At 42.0% G+C, this 17,368-nt stretch carries 14 protein-coding genes; 6 read left to right on the forward strand and 8 right to left on the reverse strand.

Translation table 11 applies throughout. The annotated features are described in order from the left end of the window. Positions 1-8: 8 nt before the first annotated feature. On the reverse strand, positions 9-620 hold the full coding sequence (locus tag QWZ17_RS10010) for a fumarylacetoacetate hydrolase family protein (RefSeq protein ID WP_290305058.1): 612 nt from the start codon (positions 618-620) through the stop codon (positions 9-11). Between the two features lie 238 nt (positions 621-858). After that, positions 859-1,395, reverse strand: coding sequence for a T9SS type A sorting domain-containing protein (locus tag QWZ17_RS10015; RefSeq protein WP_290305059.1), 537 nt, complete (start codon positions 1,393-1,395; stop codon positions 859-861). A 399-nt stretch (positions 1,396-1,794) separates the two neighbouring features. On the opposite strand from QWZ17_RS10015, the gene QWZ17_RS10020 reads away from it, so the two are divergent. Beyond that, positions 1,795-3,744: a KUP/HAK/KT family potassium transporter gene (locus QWZ17_RS10020; RefSeq protein ID WP_290305060.1), complete on the forward strand. Its 1,950-nt coding sequence runs from the start codon at positions 1,795-1,797 to the stop codon at positions 3,742-3,744. Between the two features lie 127 nt (positions 3,745-3,871). Here the strand turns inward: QWZ17_RS10020 and QWZ17_RS10025 are convergent, their stop codons facing one another. The 4 genes from QWZ17_RS10025 to QWZ17_RS10040 all read right to left on the reverse strand — a co-directional run bounded on the left by QWZ17_RS10025 (position 3,872) and on the right by QWZ17_RS10040 (position 7,537). Beyond that, positions 3,872-4,273: an endonuclease domain-containing protein gene (locus QWZ17_RS10025; protein ID WP_290305061.1), complete on the reverse strand. Its 402-nt coding sequence runs from the start codon at positions 4,271-4,273 to the stop codon at positions 3,872-3,874. Between the two features lie 185 nt (positions 4,274-4,458). Beyond that, entirely contained in the window at positions 4,459-4,869 is a 411-nt protein-coding gene (locus tag QWZ17_RS10030) for a DUF5655 domain-containing protein (protein WP_290305062.1), read from the reverse strand. Between the two features lie 96 nt (positions 4,870-4,965). Next, entirely contained in the window at positions 4,966-6,684 is a 1,719-nt protein-coding gene (locus tag QWZ17_RS10035) for an amino acid permease (RefSeq protein ID WP_290305063.1), read from the reverse strand. A 187-nt stretch (positions 6,685-6,871) separates the two neighbouring features. Further along, positions 6,872-7,537 carry a hypothetical protein gene (locus QWZ17_RS10040; protein WP_290305064.1) on the reverse strand — a complete coding sequence of 222 codons (666 nt, stop codon included), beginning with the start codon at positions 7,535-7,537 and terminating at the stop codon, positions 6,872-6,874. 390 nt (positions 7,538-7,927) lie between these two features. Here QWZ17_RS10040 and QWZ17_RS10045 point away from each other — a divergent pair, with 390 nt between their 5' ends. The 4 genes from QWZ17_RS10045 to QWZ17_RS10060 are packed head-to-tail and all read left to right on the forward strand — an operon-like array spanning position 7,928 to position 10,982. Continuing rightward, the gene (locus QWZ17_RS10045) at positions 7,928-8,803 is read left to right on the forward strand and encodes a LiaF transmembrane domain-containing protein (RefSeq protein WP_290305065.1); all 876 of its coding nucleotides are present in this window, start codon (positions 7,928-7,930) and stop codon (positions 8,801-8,803) included. Positions 8,804-8,834: 31 nt separating this feature from the next. Beyond that, positions 8,835-9,170, forward strand: coding sequence for a DUF4288 domain-containing protein (locus QWZ17_RS10050; protein ID WP_290305066.1), 336 nt, complete (start codon positions 8,835-8,837; stop codon positions 9,168-9,170). Positions 9,171-9,201: 31 nt separating this feature from the next. Continuing rightward, entirely contained in the window at positions 9,202-10,236 is a 1,035-nt protein-coding gene (locus QWZ17_RS10055) for a sensor histidine kinase (protein ID WP_290305067.1), read from the forward strand. After that, positions 10,233-10,982 carry a LytR/AlgR family response regulator transcription factor gene (locus QWZ17_RS10060; RefSeq protein ID WP_290305068.1) on the forward strand — a complete coding sequence of 250 codons (750 nt, stop codon included), beginning with the start codon at positions 10,233-10,235 and terminating at the stop codon, positions 10,980-10,982. The genes QWZ17_RS10055 and QWZ17_RS10060 overlap by 4 nt, the downstream gene beginning before the upstream one ends. Before the next feature lie 541 nt (positions 10,983-11,523). Here QWZ17_RS10060 and QWZ17_RS10065 read toward each other — a convergent pair. Further along, positions 11,524-11,907, reverse strand: a complete 384-nt coding sequence (locus QWZ17_RS10065; protein ID WP_290305069.1) for a hypothetical protein — start codon at positions 11,905-11,907, stop codon at positions 11,524-11,526. A gap of 197 nt (positions 11,908-12,104) precedes the next feature. On the opposite strand from QWZ17_RS10065, the gene QWZ17_RS10070 reads away from it, so the two are divergent. Continuing rightward, entirely contained in the window at positions 12,105-13,805 is a 1,701-nt protein-coding gene (locus tag QWZ17_RS10070; RefSeq protein ID WP_290305070.1) for a DUF3863 domain-containing protein, read from the forward strand. A 224-nt stretch (positions 13,806-14,029) separates the two neighbouring features. Here QWZ17_RS10070 and QWZ17_RS10075 read toward each other — a convergent pair whose 3' ends face one another. Beyond that, a complete protein-coding gene (locus QWZ17_RS10075) occupies positions 14,030-17,290 on the reverse strand; it encodes a S41 family peptidase (protein WP_290305071.1) in 3,261 nt (1,086 codons plus the stop codon). Positions 17,291-17,368: the final 78 nt, after the last annotated feature.

The raw sequence follows: 17,368 nt of genomic DNA on the forward strand, positions 1-17,368 counted from the left end.
GCAAAAGTTTACTTCACCAGAAAATCAAGCATTTTTTCATCTTCCAAGTATCCTTCAAGTCTGTCGCCAACGGCCACTTTGCCCACACCTGCCGGGGTTCCTGTAAAAATCAGGTCACCTTTTTTGAGGGTGATGTAGCGGGATACAAAAGCGATGAGGCTTTCAAAAGAGAACAAAAGGTTGCTGGTATTGCCTTGCTGGCGGGTTTCGCCATTGATATCTAACTTAAAATTGACGTTATAGATATCTGCAAATTTAGCTTTGGGTACAAAAGCGCTGATGGGGGCCGAACCGTCGAACGCTTTGGCCAATTCCCATGGAAGGCCTTTTTCTTTATGTTTACTTTGTATATCGCGGGCGGTAAAATCAACCCCAAGTCCAATTTCATCATAATAACCGGCAGCAAATTTTTCGCTGATGTGCTTGCCTTCCTTGCTTACCTTTAATACAATCTCAATCTCGTGGTGGATATCTTCCGAAAAATCGGGATGATAAAATGGTTTGTTATCTTTTAAAATGGCAGTTTCGGGCTTCATAAAAATAACCGGAGTGGTAGGCACCGGGTTATTTAATTCCTTAGCATGCTCGGCATAGTTGCGGCCTATGGCAATTATCTTCATATGATGTATGCGTAAACGCCAAAGCTAAAAAAAAATAGTCATTGCGCTTCGCTGTCATTAGTCATTATGCTTCGCGTCATTGGTCATTGTCGCTTCGCTTGTCATTAGTCATTAGTTTTTATTTGAGAATTTTGAAACAACATCAGCAGAATCGACTTGCCTTAATGACCAATGACCAATGACCAATGACCAATGACCAATGACCAATGACCAATGACCAATGACCAATGACCAATGACTATAATACCGAAATTCTCTTGATAACAGATTCTGTACCGGCTACAACGCGCACGAAATAAAATCCACGGCTAAGTTTGTTGTTGATTTGGTAGGCTATGGCATGGTCGCCGCCTTCAACGCGTTGGTTAAATACGGTGGTGATATCGTTACCCAGCACGTCCATAATCTTAACGGTTACGTTGGAGTTGCGGCTTACGGTGTATTTAAGATTGATTTGATCGGTTACCGGGTTTGGATATAACTGCACATCATTAAGCAATTTATCATCCGGGCGGGATACGGTAACTTTTTGGGTTGATGTTACTGCTGGTTTTAAAGGAGGCAGCACCAGGTGTAATCCGTTTTTTAAATAAGATGGCTTACTGTTTTTATTTTTGGTCATGCGCAAATAGGTGGTGTCACCTTTAGGGATATGCGCGGTAGTTTTAAGAGGCGCCGCTGCTGCCACAAAAGCAAAATTCATAAAAATTGCCATCGCAATTAATACGAACCATGCGTAAGTGAAAGTAAAAGAGTAAGTGATTTTCCGCCTCATTATTAGTTTACTTTACAAAAGTATAAATAATGCCCTCATCGCCTATAAAATTGGCGTTTTTGTAAAACTTTTTAACAAAATTTAACAATGGGCACTGTTTTTTAGTTTAGATGTTTAAAACCCTTATACGTTTAACAGCTATTTAAGTTTTGCTAAAAAAGCTAATTTATGTTTATGTTTTTTTACAAAAATGAAAGGTTGTTAAAATGATTCCTGGTTTAAATTTTAATTTTTTTCATTAATACATGTTCCTCGTTTTCAAATACTTCATTATTAAATGTTAAACGGGTGTAAAATTTACATTATTAATAAAAAACCTAATAATTGCCTGCGGTATTCTGTTAAATTGACTTTGAAATGTAAAAAAATGATATTTTTGCGATCTCAAACTAACACATAGTGTCAAATCATAAAGATCTGCAAAAACTGTCGGCTGCCGGCCTGCTTATCAGTTTAGGAATAATTTACGGTGATATTGGTACATCTCCATTATACGTATTTAAAGCCATCGTTGGTACAAACCACATCTCAGAAACATTAATACTTGGCGGGGTTTCGCTCATTGTTTGGACGCTAACATTACAAACCACCTTAAAATATGTGGTTATTACGTTGCGCGCAGATAATAAAGGTGAAGGTGGGATATTCTCCCTGTTCTCGCTGGTACGTCGTAAAGCAAAATGGCTCATTGTACCTGCCGTTGTAGGTGGTTGCGCGCTACTTGCCGATGGTATTATTACCCCGCCTATTACCATATCATCGGCTATAGAGGGTTTAGAAACCAAAATTCCACACTTACCAACCGTACAAATTGTAATTGCCATTATTACCGCGCTGTTTATTATACAGCAGTTTGGTACATCGCTGGTGGGTAAAGCTTTTGGGCCAATTATGTTTATCTGGTTTACCATGATGGGCGTATTGGGTATCAGTTATATTGCTAAATCGCCAGGGATAATAAGGGCGTTAAATCCGTATTACGCATACCAGTTATTAAGTTCAAGCAGCAGCCACAGCGCGTTCATTATATTAGGCGCCGTATTTTTATGTACCACAGGGGCCGAGGCATTGTACTCAGATTTGGGCCATTGCGGTAAACAAAATATCCGTATCAGCTGGGTATATGTTAAGGCCTGCTTAATTTTAAACTACCTTGGCCAGGCGGTTTGGTTGCTTCAAAGTAACGGAGCCATCATGGACCTGAACATCAATAACCCTTTTTACAAAATAATGCCCGAGTGGTTTTTAGTATTTGGTATCGGTATCGCTACCGTTGCGGCTATCATTGCCAGCCAGGCTTTAATTTCGGGTTCGTTTACACTGATTGCCGAGGCCGTTAGGCTTAACCTTTGGCCCAAAGTGCGTATCAACTACCCATCAGAACAAAAGGGGCAGTTGTATGTACCAAGCGTTAACTGGTTGCTGTGGGCCGGCTGTATCGGGGTGGTATTAATTTTCCGCCATTCTGATAAGATGGAGGCGGCATACGGCTTAAGTATTACCGTGGCCATGCTCATGACCACCATACTTGTATCAAAATTCCTGAAACGCAAAAAGGTACCTGCCTATATTATCAATACGTTTTTGGCGGTTTACCTGGTTATTGAAGGTACCTTCCTTACCGGTAACCTGGTTAAGTTTTTACATGGTGGCTGGTTTACGCTATCAATTGGTTTAATACTGTTCATTGTTATGTGGACATGGCACACCGCCCGCAAAATCCGTAACCGATATGTGAAGTTTGTAAGTATTGATGATTACTATAACATCATTAATGAACTAAGTGCCGACGAAAGCGTTCCCAAGTATGCTTCACAACTGGTGTATTTAACCAGCGCCAATTTTAACTCGGAAATTGAATCGAAAATTATCTATTCCATTTTACAAAAATCGCCTAAACGTGCAGATGTTTACTGGCTGGTACACGTTGATGTGGTGGATGAGCCTTACAAACGCGAATACGAGGTAGACTTTTTGATCCCGAACAAACTGATCCGTATCGACTTTAAACTTGGCTTTAGGGTTGAGCAACAAATAAACCTGTTATTCAGACGTGTTGTTGAAGACCTGGTAAAAAAAGGCGAGGTAGATATTACCAGCAACTACAAATCATTAAACAAGCACAAAATTGTAGGCGATTTTAGGTTTGTAGTGATCGAAAAACTGTTCTCCCGCTCACACAGCTTGTCGTTTTACGAACGTTTTGTGATGGATTTGTATAGTTACCTGAAACATTTAAGTCTTTCAGAAGAGCGCGGCTTCGGTCTCGACCTGAGCTTCGTAACGGTTGAGAAGGTTCCTTTGATGCTTTCCATACCTGAGGCTATAGAGATACATAGGGTAAATTAAGAGCCTCACCTAAATCCTCTCCAAAGGAGAGGACTTTGAATTGCAAGGTTTAGAAGATTTTGCCGGGTTGATTCTTCAGCCTGGCTTTTTTGTTTAAAATTATCTTAAATTATTGACTTTAATTCAATTAGGTTAAGGTTCTGTTGGGTTGCGCATCCAGTTTGGCTTTAATATTTATGAATACGGATTGGGGCTTTGTGATCACATCATTGTTGCTAAAACGAATCACATCAAAACCTTTCTCATTTAAAATCGCTGTTCTTAACTGATCCTGTTCTTGGGTATATAAGTGATAATCTCCGTCAACTTCTATCACCAAGCCTTTGCCCAAGCATACAAAATCGGCAATATATCCATCAATCGCATGTTGTCTTCTGATCTTATGTCCGGTACTATTATTTCTTAAAAGTTGCCATAGGATATTTTCGGCAGGAGTTGGGTTATGTCTGTTTACTTTTGAGTTGGCTTTAAGTATCTCCCATAGTAATACATCAGCAGTTTCAAATCCCAGTTTTTTACCGATTTCCATTAGGTTTAGATTTTTAGTAAATATCTAAATGTTTGGAATTGCAGATTGGCTATTAATTACAAATGGAAGAATATAAAACTTTGCCAGGTTGATTATTCATTCAGGCTTTTTGTTTGCAGATGTCAGTTTTAGCTATAAACTTCTTGCCCTAACGCAAATCAAAAGTCCTCTCCTTTGGAGAGGATTTAGGTGAGGCTGAGGCTCATCTTCATAAACCCCCTCACCTCCTCATTCAAATCTTCTTTCAAATACATCCTGAAATAATGATTGTGCTGATTAGTACCCGGAACGGTTTTTATTTTGCTGAAGCATAGGTTATCGGCATAAATTTCATGGAAGGGGAAAACTACGTCGATAAAGTTTTTGCCTAACTGGGTTACGTAGGCAAAATTAGTTTTTAAGCCAAGCGCTATCATGCTTTTGGTGGGGTAAACCTTAATGGGAGCCATTTGCAGGTACTCGTTGATGAGGTGATCAAATAGCTCAACGGTATGTTCAGATTTTCCTTTCAAATAATCGCCAAGATCGCGTTCACGGCAGGAATGTACCTGATTGGTATTTGAAAATGCTCGTTCGCAAATGGGACAGGTCCACATAAACAAAGAATTATATGGTTGAAAATATTAGCTGAGTGCCACAAATAAAAAAAGACTAAACTTACCTTTCACTACTCACCATTCACCACCACATCGCTACTCACCAATCGCGCTACCTTCTTTGTTTAAGGCGCTGTTTTTATAGCTATAGGTAAAGTAAATAACCAGGCCCACTATCAGCCATACCAGGAAACGTATCCAGCTATCGTAAGTGAGTTCGGCCATTAAATAAAAACAGCTCAGCAAGCCTAAAACAGGAATCAGCGATAACTTTTTAACAAAAGCTAATACTGTTAAACTGGTTGATAGGATGATGAACAAAAAGAAAGGAAATTTTTGGTGGATGTTCTCGCCCGAGAACAGGCCAAGAAATTGTTTCCAGAAAATTACCAGGCAAACAATATAAACAACAGGCGCTATCCACTGTGCATTAATATAAGGCAAATGAAATTTTCCTTTCACAGCAGATTCGCGCGGAAGCAACAACACGCCGCCACACACCAATACAAAGGCAAACAGGGTACCAATACTGGTTAAATCTGTAACCACGGTAAGGTTAAGGAATAAAGCCGGAACACCCACCACAAAACCAGTAACAATGGTTGAAAAAGATGGTGTATGATATTTATGATGAATCTTTGAAAATACCTTCGGCAGCAAGCCATCACGACTCATGCTCATCCAGATACGCGGCTGCCCTAATTGGAATATCAACAGTACGCTTGCCGTAGCAATAACAGCGCTGATGGATATCACGTAACTAATATTGTGTAACCCAACTTTGGCAAATACATAGGCCAGCGGATCGCCAACCTGCAGGTCTTTATAGCTTACCATGCCCGTAAGCACCAGCGATATTAAAACGTACAACACGGTACAAATTACCAGGGAATAGATCATACCACGTGGCAGATCGCGCTGTGGTCTTTCGCATTCTTCGGCCGTGGTTGATATGGCGTCGAAACCAATATAGGCAAAAAATACACCCGATACACCCTTCATAACACCGCCAAAACCGTTTGGCATAAATGGATGCCAGTTGGCAGGAGTTACGTAAAAAAAGCCGATAACAATTACCGCTAAAACAATGGCTATTTTTAAATAAACCATGGCGTTGGTGGCCTTTTTAGTTTCGCGGATGCCTATATAAACCAGGTAGGTAATAATAATAACAATAGCTAATGCAGGTATGTTACCTATAAACTTAAAGCTGCCAAAACCCGGAGCCGTAGCCCAAGCCGACGCGTTTATTTTAAGCGTATCGGTAATGCTTGCCAGGTCATGAGCGGCGGTAAGCCGGGCCACCTCATTGTGTGCCTTAAATGCCGATAGGTAATCTGTATACAAATAGGCAGGCATATGAATGTGAAAGCCTTCCAATAAGTTCACAAAATAGGTGCTCCATGAAATGGCCACAGCAATGTTGCCGATGGCGTATTCCATTAAAAGATCCCAGCCAATGATCCAGGCAATTAGTTCGCCAAACGAGGCATAGGCATAAGTATAGGCGCTGCCCGCAACAGGGATGCGGGATGCAAATTCGGCATAGCATAAAGCAGAAAAACCGCAGGTGATTGCGGTGATTACAAAAAGGATACTAACTCCGGGGCCACCCTGAAAAGATGCTTCGCCAATGGTGCTGAAAATACCGGCACCAACTACGGCGGCTATACCCATCAAGGTTAAATCGCGTACGTTTAATTCTTTTTTGAGTTGGGTAGAAGCACTCCCGGGGTGCTCACCATCGCCGAAACCGCATTCAACATCATGTAATATTTTAGCAACCGATTTTTTACGAAATATGCTTTTCGACATTTAATTGAAACTAATTAGTTAACCTTTCCCAAACATAATCATTTTTTTGCATTAGCTAATTATTGCCCAAGTGTATATAGTTCAAATAGTTTACACAAAAAAAGGCCGGGATTTCCCGGCCTCTCAAAGGCTGTTTAAGCCAATATTTTGCATAACCTTAATGAAATTTTAACGCCGAAGGCTGATATTAAGCTTCGGTCGCTAGGCGTTTTTTTCTGCGGATAGATGTTGCTATGGCGATAATGATAATTAGTGGAACACCGCCATACAAACCTATTTTAACCGGCGTTGACATGCCCTTGGCGTTTGATAAATACTGGTCCTTACGGTTAACATCTGATACCTTTATTGAGCTCGAAAACTCTTTTAACTCCGCTTTGGCCAGTTCGGCACGAGCTTCGGGGTAAAAGTATTCAAACGTATAAGTGGCATCCTGCGTGTAAAGCAATATGAACTGCCTTAATTGGGGGGCTTCGCCTGTTGAACCACTATTATCAACCCTGAGTGTAAAAATACGGGCCTCTAAAGGGCCAATGGTTGTATCGCGCGGGTTCATGATACTGCCATTGTGCGATTGTTTCTGGATGCCATCGGCAAAAGTTTTAAATACGTTTTTAAGGTCTTTTTCTTTTTTCAGGGGCTTGTTATCTGCCGCGTTTTGCTGCTTAATAACAACAACAAATCCTAATGATGCAGTTGCCTGATATATTTGTTGACCTAATGTATCTTTCTTAATAAAGTTTGCCGGAAGTGATACTGTAACCACACTATCAATTTTCACAGGTTTAAGAATCTGACTAAAACCCAAAGTCGCAAACAGGATGAGGCTTAAACTTAAAATTGTCTTTTTCATAGTTAATTTAACCTGAAAAATAGTTTTTGGTTTTAAAAAATAAACCCTGTAGTGTTTTTAGACGCTGTAATGACTTTGATAATCAGTTGATTTATTGGGTGATATTGCAGATGTCAGGTGGGATTGATAAAAATTTACCGCCTGGTTCATGGTTTATAAAACTGCGGCATTTTAGCGATAATAGTGGATTATAATAGCCGGCAATATTGTGATCGGAGAATTTCAAGCGGCCAATAAGTCGCTGGTTGAGCAGCGCGTATCGAAGAGCAAAATTTTTCACCGACAAAACATGCACTCTTACCGATTTCTTTAAATATGTCGCCAGTTTTTGTTTGGCTCAACTATAATGTTACCTTAGTTTTGGATATGATTTAAAATAGCAAAGTCCAAATGAACAACGATATAAATTCTCCGAACAACCCCAACAAAGGAAAAGCCATGGCCGGCATTATTTTGCTTGTTGTTGGGGGCTTATTGCTGTTAAAACAGCTTACCTTCTTTTTTCTGCCTGGCTGGTTGTTTAGCTGGCCAATGATATTGATTGCCTGGGGCCTTTACATTGGCGGCAAACACAATTTCAAAAACTCATCATGGGCCATCATGGTGTTTTTAGGAGTTATCTTTCTGTTTGATAATAATATTCCGGATGCAAGTCGTGTTGTTTGGCCAATTGCTATCATCGGTTTCGGTATGTGGCTGATAGTAAGGCGCGGCAAACATGGCGATGCCGAATGGACAAAGCACCGTGGCAAATGGGAAAAAAAATACGGCGATACCGATTTTTGGAATAAAACCGAGAAACCAAAGTTTGATTTTGGCACAACACCCGAAGTTGATTATACCGTGAAAGATGGCGATCAAACACCGCCGCCACAGCAAGACCCTTATACATCACCAAATACGCCGCCTTTTGGTCACCATAATGGGGATGATTACCTGGATACCGTATCCATCTTCGGTGGGGTTAACAAAACCATCCTGAGTAAAAACTTTAAAGGTGGCGATATTGTGAACATTTTTGGTGGCGCCGAACTTGATTTTACACAAGCCGATATTAATGGTAGGGTGTACCTTGATATCACCCAGATTTTTGGTGGTACCAAAATCATCGTACCATCCAACTGGCAGGTAGTATCAGATTTGGCCGCCGTTTTTGCCAGTGTTGATGATAAGCGAATAAAAAGCACTGCATCAAACGTTAATGGTAAAATACTGGTGCTAAAGGGGGTGTCTATTTTTGCAGGAGTTGATATCCGTAGTTATTAATCTATCTATAAAAACATAATAACATAATAACATGAACTGGTACGTAGCAAAATTAGTTTTCAGGGTGATAAGCGGCGATGGCGATCATCAGGCGCAATTTGATGAGCAGTTACGCCTCATTAAAGCCGAAACCGAGCTAAATGCCTTTGAAAAAGCAAATAAGATTGGCCATGCCAACCAGGATAGCTTTAAAAATATAGAGAAACAAACCGTTAAATGGCAATTTATTGATGTGGCCGAACTAAACCGCATCAGCGAACCTGCCGATGGTACCGAATTGTATTACAACATCCACGAAACACCGGATGCCGACCTTTACATTGCCTGGGCACACCACAAGGCCGCCCTGCTTGGTGTACGGAATTAATTAATAAAATTAAACAGAGAGAAACTTAGTTTTGGCCACACCATCATTTTCTGCTTCAAGGTTATACGGTGCATTTGTTGCATGCGGCTTTGTATGGGCCGCGTTGCAAACTTATATCATCCATAGTTTTGGCTTTTTGTGGTTTACCGCTACTATTGATGGTTTGCTGAGCGCCATTTTACTTGCCGGGGCCTGTTGGCTTATCAATAACAATTTACGCTACTACCAGCCGGGCAAGGGCAGCTACATTAACCTTTTTATATGGGTAGTGGCATTGGCCGGCACCTGTGCCGCTGGCTGCCGGTATTTGCTGCCTTTGTTAAACACCGATAAGGTATATATCAACTTTGTGATCCTGTCGCTCACGGTTAGGTTTTTCACCAACTTTTTGGCAATAGGGTGGATGGCTATGATCAGCCTGTTGTGGTATTCGCAGCTCGATCAGAAAGAAACACTCAAGCGCAAAACCGAAGCCGAACAACTGGCCCGCGATGCCGAGCTATACAACCTGCGCCAGCAACTGCAGCCCCACTTTTTATTTAATAGCCTTAATTCAATCAACGCGCTGATAGGTTTTAAACCCGATGAGGCCAGAAAAATGATCCATCAGTTAAGCGATTTTTTGCGCGGCACCCTTAAAAAAGACGATCAGCAACAAGTACCGCTTTGCGATGAGCTTGCCCACTTAAATTTATATCTGGAGATAGAAAAAGTGCGTTTCGGTCACCGTTTGCAAACCGAGATCAGCTGCGATGACAAATGTGCTCAGGCCTTGCTGCCAAGTATGTTGTTGCAACCCCTGGTAGAGAATGCCATTAAATTTGGCCTTTATGATACTACCGGCGAGGTAACGGTAAGTATCCGCGGCGAAATGGACGATCATTACCTGGTGATTATGGTGCAAAACCCTTATGACCCGCAAACATCCCGACCCAAAAAGGGCACCGGCTTTGGTTTGCGTGGCGTACAACGCAGGCTATATTTGTTATATGCCCGTAACGATCTGATGGAAACTCACGCAAATGATGATATATTTACAACCATAATAAAAGTACCTCAAGTATGAAGCGCGCGTTAATTATTGATGATGAGCCATTGGCCCGCATGGTTGTAATGGAATACCTGCTTGGTTTTAAAGATGAAATTGAACTCATAGGCGAATGTAATGATGGATTTGAAGGTTTAAAAGCCATACAGCAACACCAGCCCGATTTGGTTTTTCTTGACATCCAGATGCCCAAAATTACCGGTTTTGAAATGCTGGAGTTAGTAGAGAACCCACCTGCCGTAATATTCGCTACCGCTTTTGATGAGTATGCTATAAAGGCATTTGAGGCCCACGCTGTTGATTACCTGCTGAAACCTTTTAGTAAAGATCGCTTTAACAAAGCTGTTGAAAAATTCCTGGCATCAGCCCCTCAAAAACCTATTGCTAAACAAACCGAAGAGTTGCTGGAAACTGCCGCTACCCAATCGGCATCACAACATGAGCGTATTGTGGTTAAAACAGGTACCAAAGTTAAAATTATCCCGGTTGCCGATGTTGAATACCTGATGGCCGATGACGATTATGTGAGCGTGATTACCAAAGATGGATCATACCTCAAAAATAAAACCATGAGCTTTTTTGAGCAAACCCTCGATTCAAGAAAGTTTGTGCGCGTACACCGCAGCTACATCATCGCCATAGAACAAATTACCCGTATAGATCCTTACGAAAAAGACGCTCACCTGGCCATCCTTAAATCGGGTGCTAAGATCCCGGTAAGTAAAACCGGGTATGTGAAATTGAAACAGGTGCTGGGGATATAGGTAAAAAATATTAACGAGGCGAAAATAGGTGGTAAATATGGGCCCCTATTTACCACCTATTTTATTTTAGAAGTTGTGCTCCGCCGGAGCACATTTTTTTTGCGTGTAAATTTCTACAAAGCTTTTGTTCCTCTGGAACAACTTATCCGTCGGATTTTAATTTATAAAGGCACAACATTAAAAGCCCAAAAAGGCACCCCATGGGGGAAAGCTTTGTAGAGACATTATAATACCACTTTTAGAGCTCCAGCGGAGCTCAACTTATTACATCAGTATAATTTATCAAGGGATAACTATTAACCTATTTACTTTGATATCTTTACTTGTATCAAAACCCTTATCATGACATTAGCCTTTTTAAATATTGGAGCCCCAGAACTTTTAATAGTTTTAGTATTTGGTTTTTTTTACTCATAGCGATAGGTAACTATGGTAGAAATACTGCTTTAGGCTATTGGGGCTCAATTTTGCTTGCCATTTTTACTACCCCATTAATAGCGTTCCTGGTGATATTGGTATTGCGAAGCAGAAAAAAGTAATTTTAGCTTCGGCCCTTTATAATTTTAGTGAACACACCGCCAATTAGGCCAGATAATGCTGCGGTTATTGTTGTAAATGCCATGCCGGTGAGCCAGATTACTGGGGTGAGGTGGACTTGCACATTGCCAGTGTTTGCATGAAGTATTGTTGAAATTCCCCAGCCTATTGTCGAATCAAAAAAGCCTACACATGCTGCAATGAATATGCCTGTTTTTAAATTTTTGCTTCTTGTGCCTAAAAAACCAAACACAGCATATATGGTAAAAGAAATGAACGCTAAAATAGCGTAATTAAAAACAAATTGACGTGATGCAATGGAGCCAATGGCGTCACAAAGCGTTATTGCTACAAATCCTGATATCAATAATTTGTATTCGTTTTTCATCTCGGTTGAAGTTATGGGTGCTAATATAATATTCGTATCTAAAATAGATAAGCCGCTTCGGTAGTATTCCGTTTCAAAAGATAGTACAGGACAGCAAATCTCCCACCTTTTTATAAATTGCCTGTTAAACTGTAAAACATCTATAAAAAACCTAACCGGTACCCCAACCCTGCGGAAGCCGTGTTTAACTACATTGTATGACTAAATTAAAAAGTACGGCTATCGTTAACTGGGTGACATTCGCATTTTTGGGAATGATCACCACTGTTATTTGTTCTTTTAAAGTGGCTGATAAGCCTGAAAGAGAACCAATAAAAGATCACCCCAAAATTGTCAATATCGTCAACTTTATACGTTTGCTGGAACCACGAGATCCTGCTATTACCCAGGACGTGCTTTATCAAACCGTGGTGAAACAGGTAGAGATGATGAAAAAATATCACCTGGGTGGTACCTTTTTGTTGCAGTATGACGCGTTGATGGACGCCCGCTATCAAAAGCTTTTAAAAAGTTTGCCACGCAACTCGTTTGAAATTGGCGCATGGTGGGAAATTCCGCAGCCAATGGTTGAGCGAGCCGGTATGAAATGGCGCGGTCGTTACCCATGGGACTGGCGCGCCAACATCGGCTTTGCTACAGGTTATACACCTGCCGAGCGTGAAAAGCTAACTGATGTATACATGGCCGATTTTAAAAAGATTTTTGGTTATTATCCCAAATCGGTAGCATCGTGGTTTATAGATGCGCATACGTTGGCTTATATGTACACCAAATACCATATTGTGGCATCGGCAAACTGTAAAGACCAATATGGTACCGACGGTTACACCATGTGGGGCGGTTATTGGAACCAGGCTTATTATCCAAGCAAAATTAACTCATACATGCCGGCACAAAACGAAGATAACCAGGTACCGGTCCCTATTTTCAGAATGCTGGGCAGCGATCCCGTTAGGCAATATGATAACGGCCTGGGTACAACGCGGCAGGGTGTGATTACCCTGGAGCCTGTTTATAAAGATGGGGGAGGCGATTCTACCTGGGTTAACTGGTATTTTAAACAATTTGTGCAGGGTGCCGATATGGAGTTTGCCTACACCCAGGCCGGGCAGGAAAACTCTTTTACCTGGGATGCCATGGCCAAGGGTTTTGGCATTCAAATGCCATTAATTGCCCGCCTGCGCGATGCAAAGAAAGTTAAAGTAGAAACGTTGGCCGAATCGGGCAGGTGGTTTAAAGCTCACTATAAAATTACGCCATCAACAGCTGTAACCGTAAATGAAGATTTGCCGGGTAGCGACCGTAAAACGGTTTGGTTCAACAGCCGTTTTTACCGGGTTAATTTATTGTGGGAAAACGGTAACCTGAGTTTCAGGGATATTCATTTATTTAATGAAAGCCTGCCATCGGTATATGAAACCAAGGTAGCCACCTCAAATGAGTGTACTTTTTTTACGCTGCCTTTTGTAGATGGCTACATCTGGAGCAAACCATCGCAAATTGCCGGCCTTAGGTTTAAAGCGATCATTGATGGCAAAGAAACATTGATAAGCGGCGGTAAGCCCGTAATTACCGATAAGGAGCCGGGTAAGTTGCACATCAGCTGGCCCATAATTTCTTTTGACGGCACATTGGTGATGGATTTAGATACCCGCACCGTGAACATAAAAGTAATTACCAAACAGCCTGTGAAATGGTACCTGGATATGACTACCGCGGATGCTGTTAAACTGCCATTTACTAAAGTAGGGACCGACGGAATTGAATGTAGTTTTGAGGGATTGAATTATACGGTATCGGCCCTGGCTGGTTCTTTTTCAAAGCCCGATAACGGCGCTGTTTTTAGAGTAATACCTAAGGATAATGGCCTTGTATTGAATTTGGCGGGGAAGAAGTAAAGGTGAAATTTTTATCATTGCGTTATAGAACCCACCCCTAACGTATTAAAAAGATTTGTCATCCTGAGGAACGAAGGATCTATTCTGCATCATGCATGTTCGCTTTGCAAACTGATGAATAGATGCTTCGTACCTCAGCATGACAGGTAAAGAATGGAGTTTTTATAATATGCCCTTTTATCTGAACCCGCACAAAATAATATTATCAAAACCCAATTTTGCTATCAATACTTAAACGACTTATCCGGGTGCACCGGCGCTTTAGGTATCTCAACCGGGTGTTCTTTAATCTGTTTTTTCAAATACTCTAACGCGGCATCTAACTGGGCGTCTTTGCCTTTAAACGATTCATAAGGGAGGTTGTCAACCACAATATCAGGTTCCACACCGCGGCCTTCTATCAGCCATTTACTTTCCAGTCCGTATACCCCGGTTTCCGCGGCAGAGGCTATGCCGTTATCAACCATGCGGTTATCCTGCGAAAGCCAGATCTCGCCGCCCCAGGTGCGCATGCCAATTACTTTACCCAGGCCTAATCTTCTGAAGCCTTCGCTCACCGCTTCGCCGTCAGATGCGGTTTGCTGATCGCACAATAAAACCATGTGACCAGCAAACGCATACTGCATATTGCCAAACGGACCGCCCGAACGATTTTGCCAGTACATCCATGCTTTGCGCATTAATTTTTCCAATATCCAGCTATCAATATTGCCGCCAAAGTTTTCGCGTACATCGATGATCAAACCTTTGCGGTTAAATACAGGATAAAACTGCTTAACAAAGGCGTCCATATCGTCGCCACCCATCGCTTTCAGGTGGATATAGCCAATCTCGTTTTTGCTGGCAGTATCAACCTTAAGGCGGCACGTATATTCCCATTCATCGTACCTTAACTTCTCGGCCTCCCTTGCCGAGAATGGCTGCACCACCTGCTCATAAGGTTTTTTGTTTTTATCCAGCAGGTTTAGCTTTACAGGGATGCCTACTTTATTGCCTAACAGTTCGCCAACGTCATTTACATCTTTTAGGGGTACGTTGTTTATCGCAGTAATAATATCGCCTTCTTTAATCTTCAATTGTGGTTTATCCAGGGGCGATGAAAAATCATAGTCAGGATCGTCCTTATAAATGTGTTCTATTTTAAAGCCGTTCGCGTTTTTGCTCAGTTTAGCACCTAACATGCCGGTTTGTATTTTATCCAGCGCGGTACGTTTATCGCCGCCGTATACAAACGTGTGCAGGGCCGATAGTTCGCCAACCATCTGGGCCAGCACATCATCTAATTCGTAACGATCGGTAACTCGGGCCATCAACGGCTCGTATTGTTTTTTTACGGTTAGCCAGTCAACCTTGTGCAGGTCGGGGTCATAAAAGTAATCGCGCATCATGCGCCATGCGTCGTTAAACATTTGCAGCCAGTCTTGCTGCGGATCAACCGTGAAAGCCCAGTTATTCAGTTCTACTTTGCTTTTATCCACATCAACTTTCGCCCCATTGGCATCGGCTACGGCTAATACTTTGTTGGTGAAATTAATGAGGATCTTTTTACCGCTGGCCGATACATTAAAGCCGGTAACATTGGCTGCTACTTCGCTTGGCTCATACTTTTTACTCTCCTCAATTTTAAGTGCGAATAATTTGCCGCCGTCGTCCTCGCCGTCCGGGCCGGTATCCAGCCAATATAAATACCCATTTGCTACAGCGACAGACGCGATGTTATTATTTTTTACCGGCACCTGGTATAATGAATTTTTAGCCAGCTCCCAATCATAAACCTTGGCGGGCGCTTCTTTAGTTTTGGCTTTTTTATCATTTGTTTTTGGCTTATCCTTTTTAGCTAAGGCGGTAAAAACAGAATCGGTTAACCAGGAATCGGTTTGTGTGAAGGGAAATTTGGCAGCGGTATCTAAAGGCATGGCGTATATATTGCCTACCTGCGTATAATATGGTTCGGGAGATCTTGGGCCCCATGGCGACCGGGTTTTCGATCTCAGGCTACGCTCGCTCACAAAATACAACCAATTATTATCTGCCGACCAGGCCGGGCTATAGCTGTTAAGCCTGGTGGTGGTAACCGGCGTTATTTTCATGGTACGGGTATCAATTACGCTGATCTGTATGCTGGTGTTCTCAATATTTTGTGATACCGTTAAAAGCAAACTATTGGGCGACCATACCATTTCATTGGTGCCGCCGTATGATTTATCGTATTTAAACTTCACCTCGCCGGTTGCGGCATCGGCTATGCGCAGTACTTCATTTTTATCATTATAGGCCACCAATTTGCCATTAGGAGATACCGCGAACTGCGAGATAATGGTTTTGCTGTTTTTAGTAAGCTGTTTGGCAGTATCGCTGCCATCGGCGTTCATTTTCCATACCTCGTATTCGCCGCCCTGGTCTGATAGCACGGCCAGGCTTTTGTCGTTGATGAAATGCACATCTTTAACCCTGATACCACTTTTGCGGCTTATCTCAACCCAGCGGTCGCTTTTTGCAGGTGATACAAATACTCGGCCGCGAATTACAATGGCTACATAATTACCATTGGGCGAAATATCCGAATAACTTATACTGCCCACTGGGCTTTTAACCCACTTGGGTTTACGCTGGTCAAAATCAGATACGAGGCTAATGTCCAGCATCTTTTCAGTATTGGTACTGATATCATACAGCCATATATCGGCGCCTTTTTGGTAAACAATTTTTGACTCGTAGATAGAAGGGCTTTGCAAATCCCATCCTTTTGATTGGGTTTGCTGTTTAAGATCTTTACCATCCTTATCCATCGACCAGATATTCATGGTGCCGGTCCTGTCCGATAAGAAATAAACCCGGCCGTTATAATGCATTGGGGTGGTGCTGGTGCCATCGAAATCGCCTGTTAAGCTAACGGCTTCCTGTTTGCCATCAAACTTCCAAACCTGTTCTATCAGGCCGCCTTTGTACCGCTTGGTTTTACTCCCCTGGTTGGGGAAACGGGTAAAGTACAGTACGCCGGCTTCATCGTAGCAGCCAATGGAGGCCTGCCATAATGGAACGGTTTCCTTTTTTAAGGTAAAAGGATCTATTTTTGCCAGTTGCGGCATAGGTAACGAGCTGTTGATGGCGGTACGGTATAGTATTTTGCCGTCCTTTGTCCAGCAGGAGATGTGCATATCATAAGCATCAAAATCATAAGTGAGGCGTTTGGGCACACCACCGTCGATGTTCATTACATAAGCTTCGGCAACGCCTTCGTATTCGCCGGTGAACGCTATTTGCTTGCCATCTGGCGAAATTGCAGGGTTTTGTTCAACACCATTATTGGTGGTTAACCGGGTTGATGTGCCGCTGGTGATATCATATTTCCATAGATCGCCCTCGGCGGTAAACACCACCGTGTTTTTATAAATAGCGGGGCTACGGTAATATCCTTTTTGCTGGCCATAAACAAAAGGGCATGCCAATGCAAGGCAAAATGTGAAGAAAGGCTTGAAGGTCATTGTCAACTAATTAAGTCTCCAATATAGTGAATAATTCTTTTGGTTGGAAGAGGTTTGGAAATGAAGGGAGGGGGAACT

Source organism: Mucilaginibacter flavus, from assembly GCF_030409315.1.
In the GTDB taxonomy this organism is placed as follows: Bacteria; Bacteroidota; Bacteroidia; order Sphingobacteriales; family Sphingobacteriaceae; genus Mucilaginibacter; species Mucilaginibacter flavus.

What these genes read in the sequence shown, in the direction of transcription:
- QWZ17_RS10025 (WP_290305061.1), bottom strand. Translation starts at nt 4,273, where the DNA reads ATGGAAATCGGTAAAAAACTGGGATTTGAAACTGCTGATGTATTACTA.
- QWZ17_RS10015 (WP_290305059.1), bottom strand. Translation starts at nt 1,395, where the DNA reads ATGAGGCGGAAAATCACTTACTCTTTTACTTTCACTTACGCATGGTTC.
- QWZ17_RS10035 (WP_290305063.1), bottom strand. Translation starts at nt 6,684, where the DNA reads ATGTCGAAAAGCATATTTCGTAAAAAATCGGTTGCTAAAATATTACAT.
- QWZ17_RS10070 (WP_290305070.1), top strand. Translation starts at nt 12,105, where the DNA reads ATGACTAAATTAAAAAGTACGGCTATCGTTAACTGGGTGACATTCGCA.
- QWZ17_RS10050 (WP_290305066.1), top strand. Translation starts at nt 8,835, where the DNA reads ATGAACTGGTACGTAGCAAAATTAGTTTTCAGGGTGATAAGCGGCGAT.
- QWZ17_RS10040 (WP_290305064.1), bottom strand. Translation starts at nt 7,537, where the DNA reads ATGAAAAAGACAATTTTAAGTTTAAGCCTCATCCTGTTTGCGACTTTG.
- QWZ17_RS10065 (WP_290305069.1), bottom strand. Translation starts at nt 11,907, where the DNA reads ATGAAAAACGAATACAAATTATTGATATCAGGATTTGTAGCAATAACG.
- QWZ17_RS10030 (WP_290305062.1), bottom strand. Translation starts at nt 4,869, where the DNA reads ATGTGGACCTGTCCCATTTGCGAACGAGCATTTTCAAATACCAATCAG.
- QWZ17_RS10045 (WP_290305065.1), top strand. Translation starts at nt 7,928, where the DNA reads ATGAACAACGATATAAATTCTCCGAACAACCCCAACAAAGGAAAAGCC.
- QWZ17_RS10075 (WP_290305071.1), bottom strand. Translation starts at nt 17,290, where the DNA reads ATGACCTTCAAGCCTTTCTTCACATTTTGCCTTGCATTGGCATGCCCT.
- QWZ17_RS10060 (WP_290305068.1), top strand. Translation starts at nt 10,233, where the DNA reads ATGAAGCGCGCGTTAATTATTGATGATGAGCCATTGGCCCGCATGGTT.
- QWZ17_RS10010 (WP_290305058.1), bottom strand. Translation starts at nt 620, where the DNA reads ATGAAGATAATTGCCATAGGCCGCAACTATGCCGAGCATGCTAAGGAA.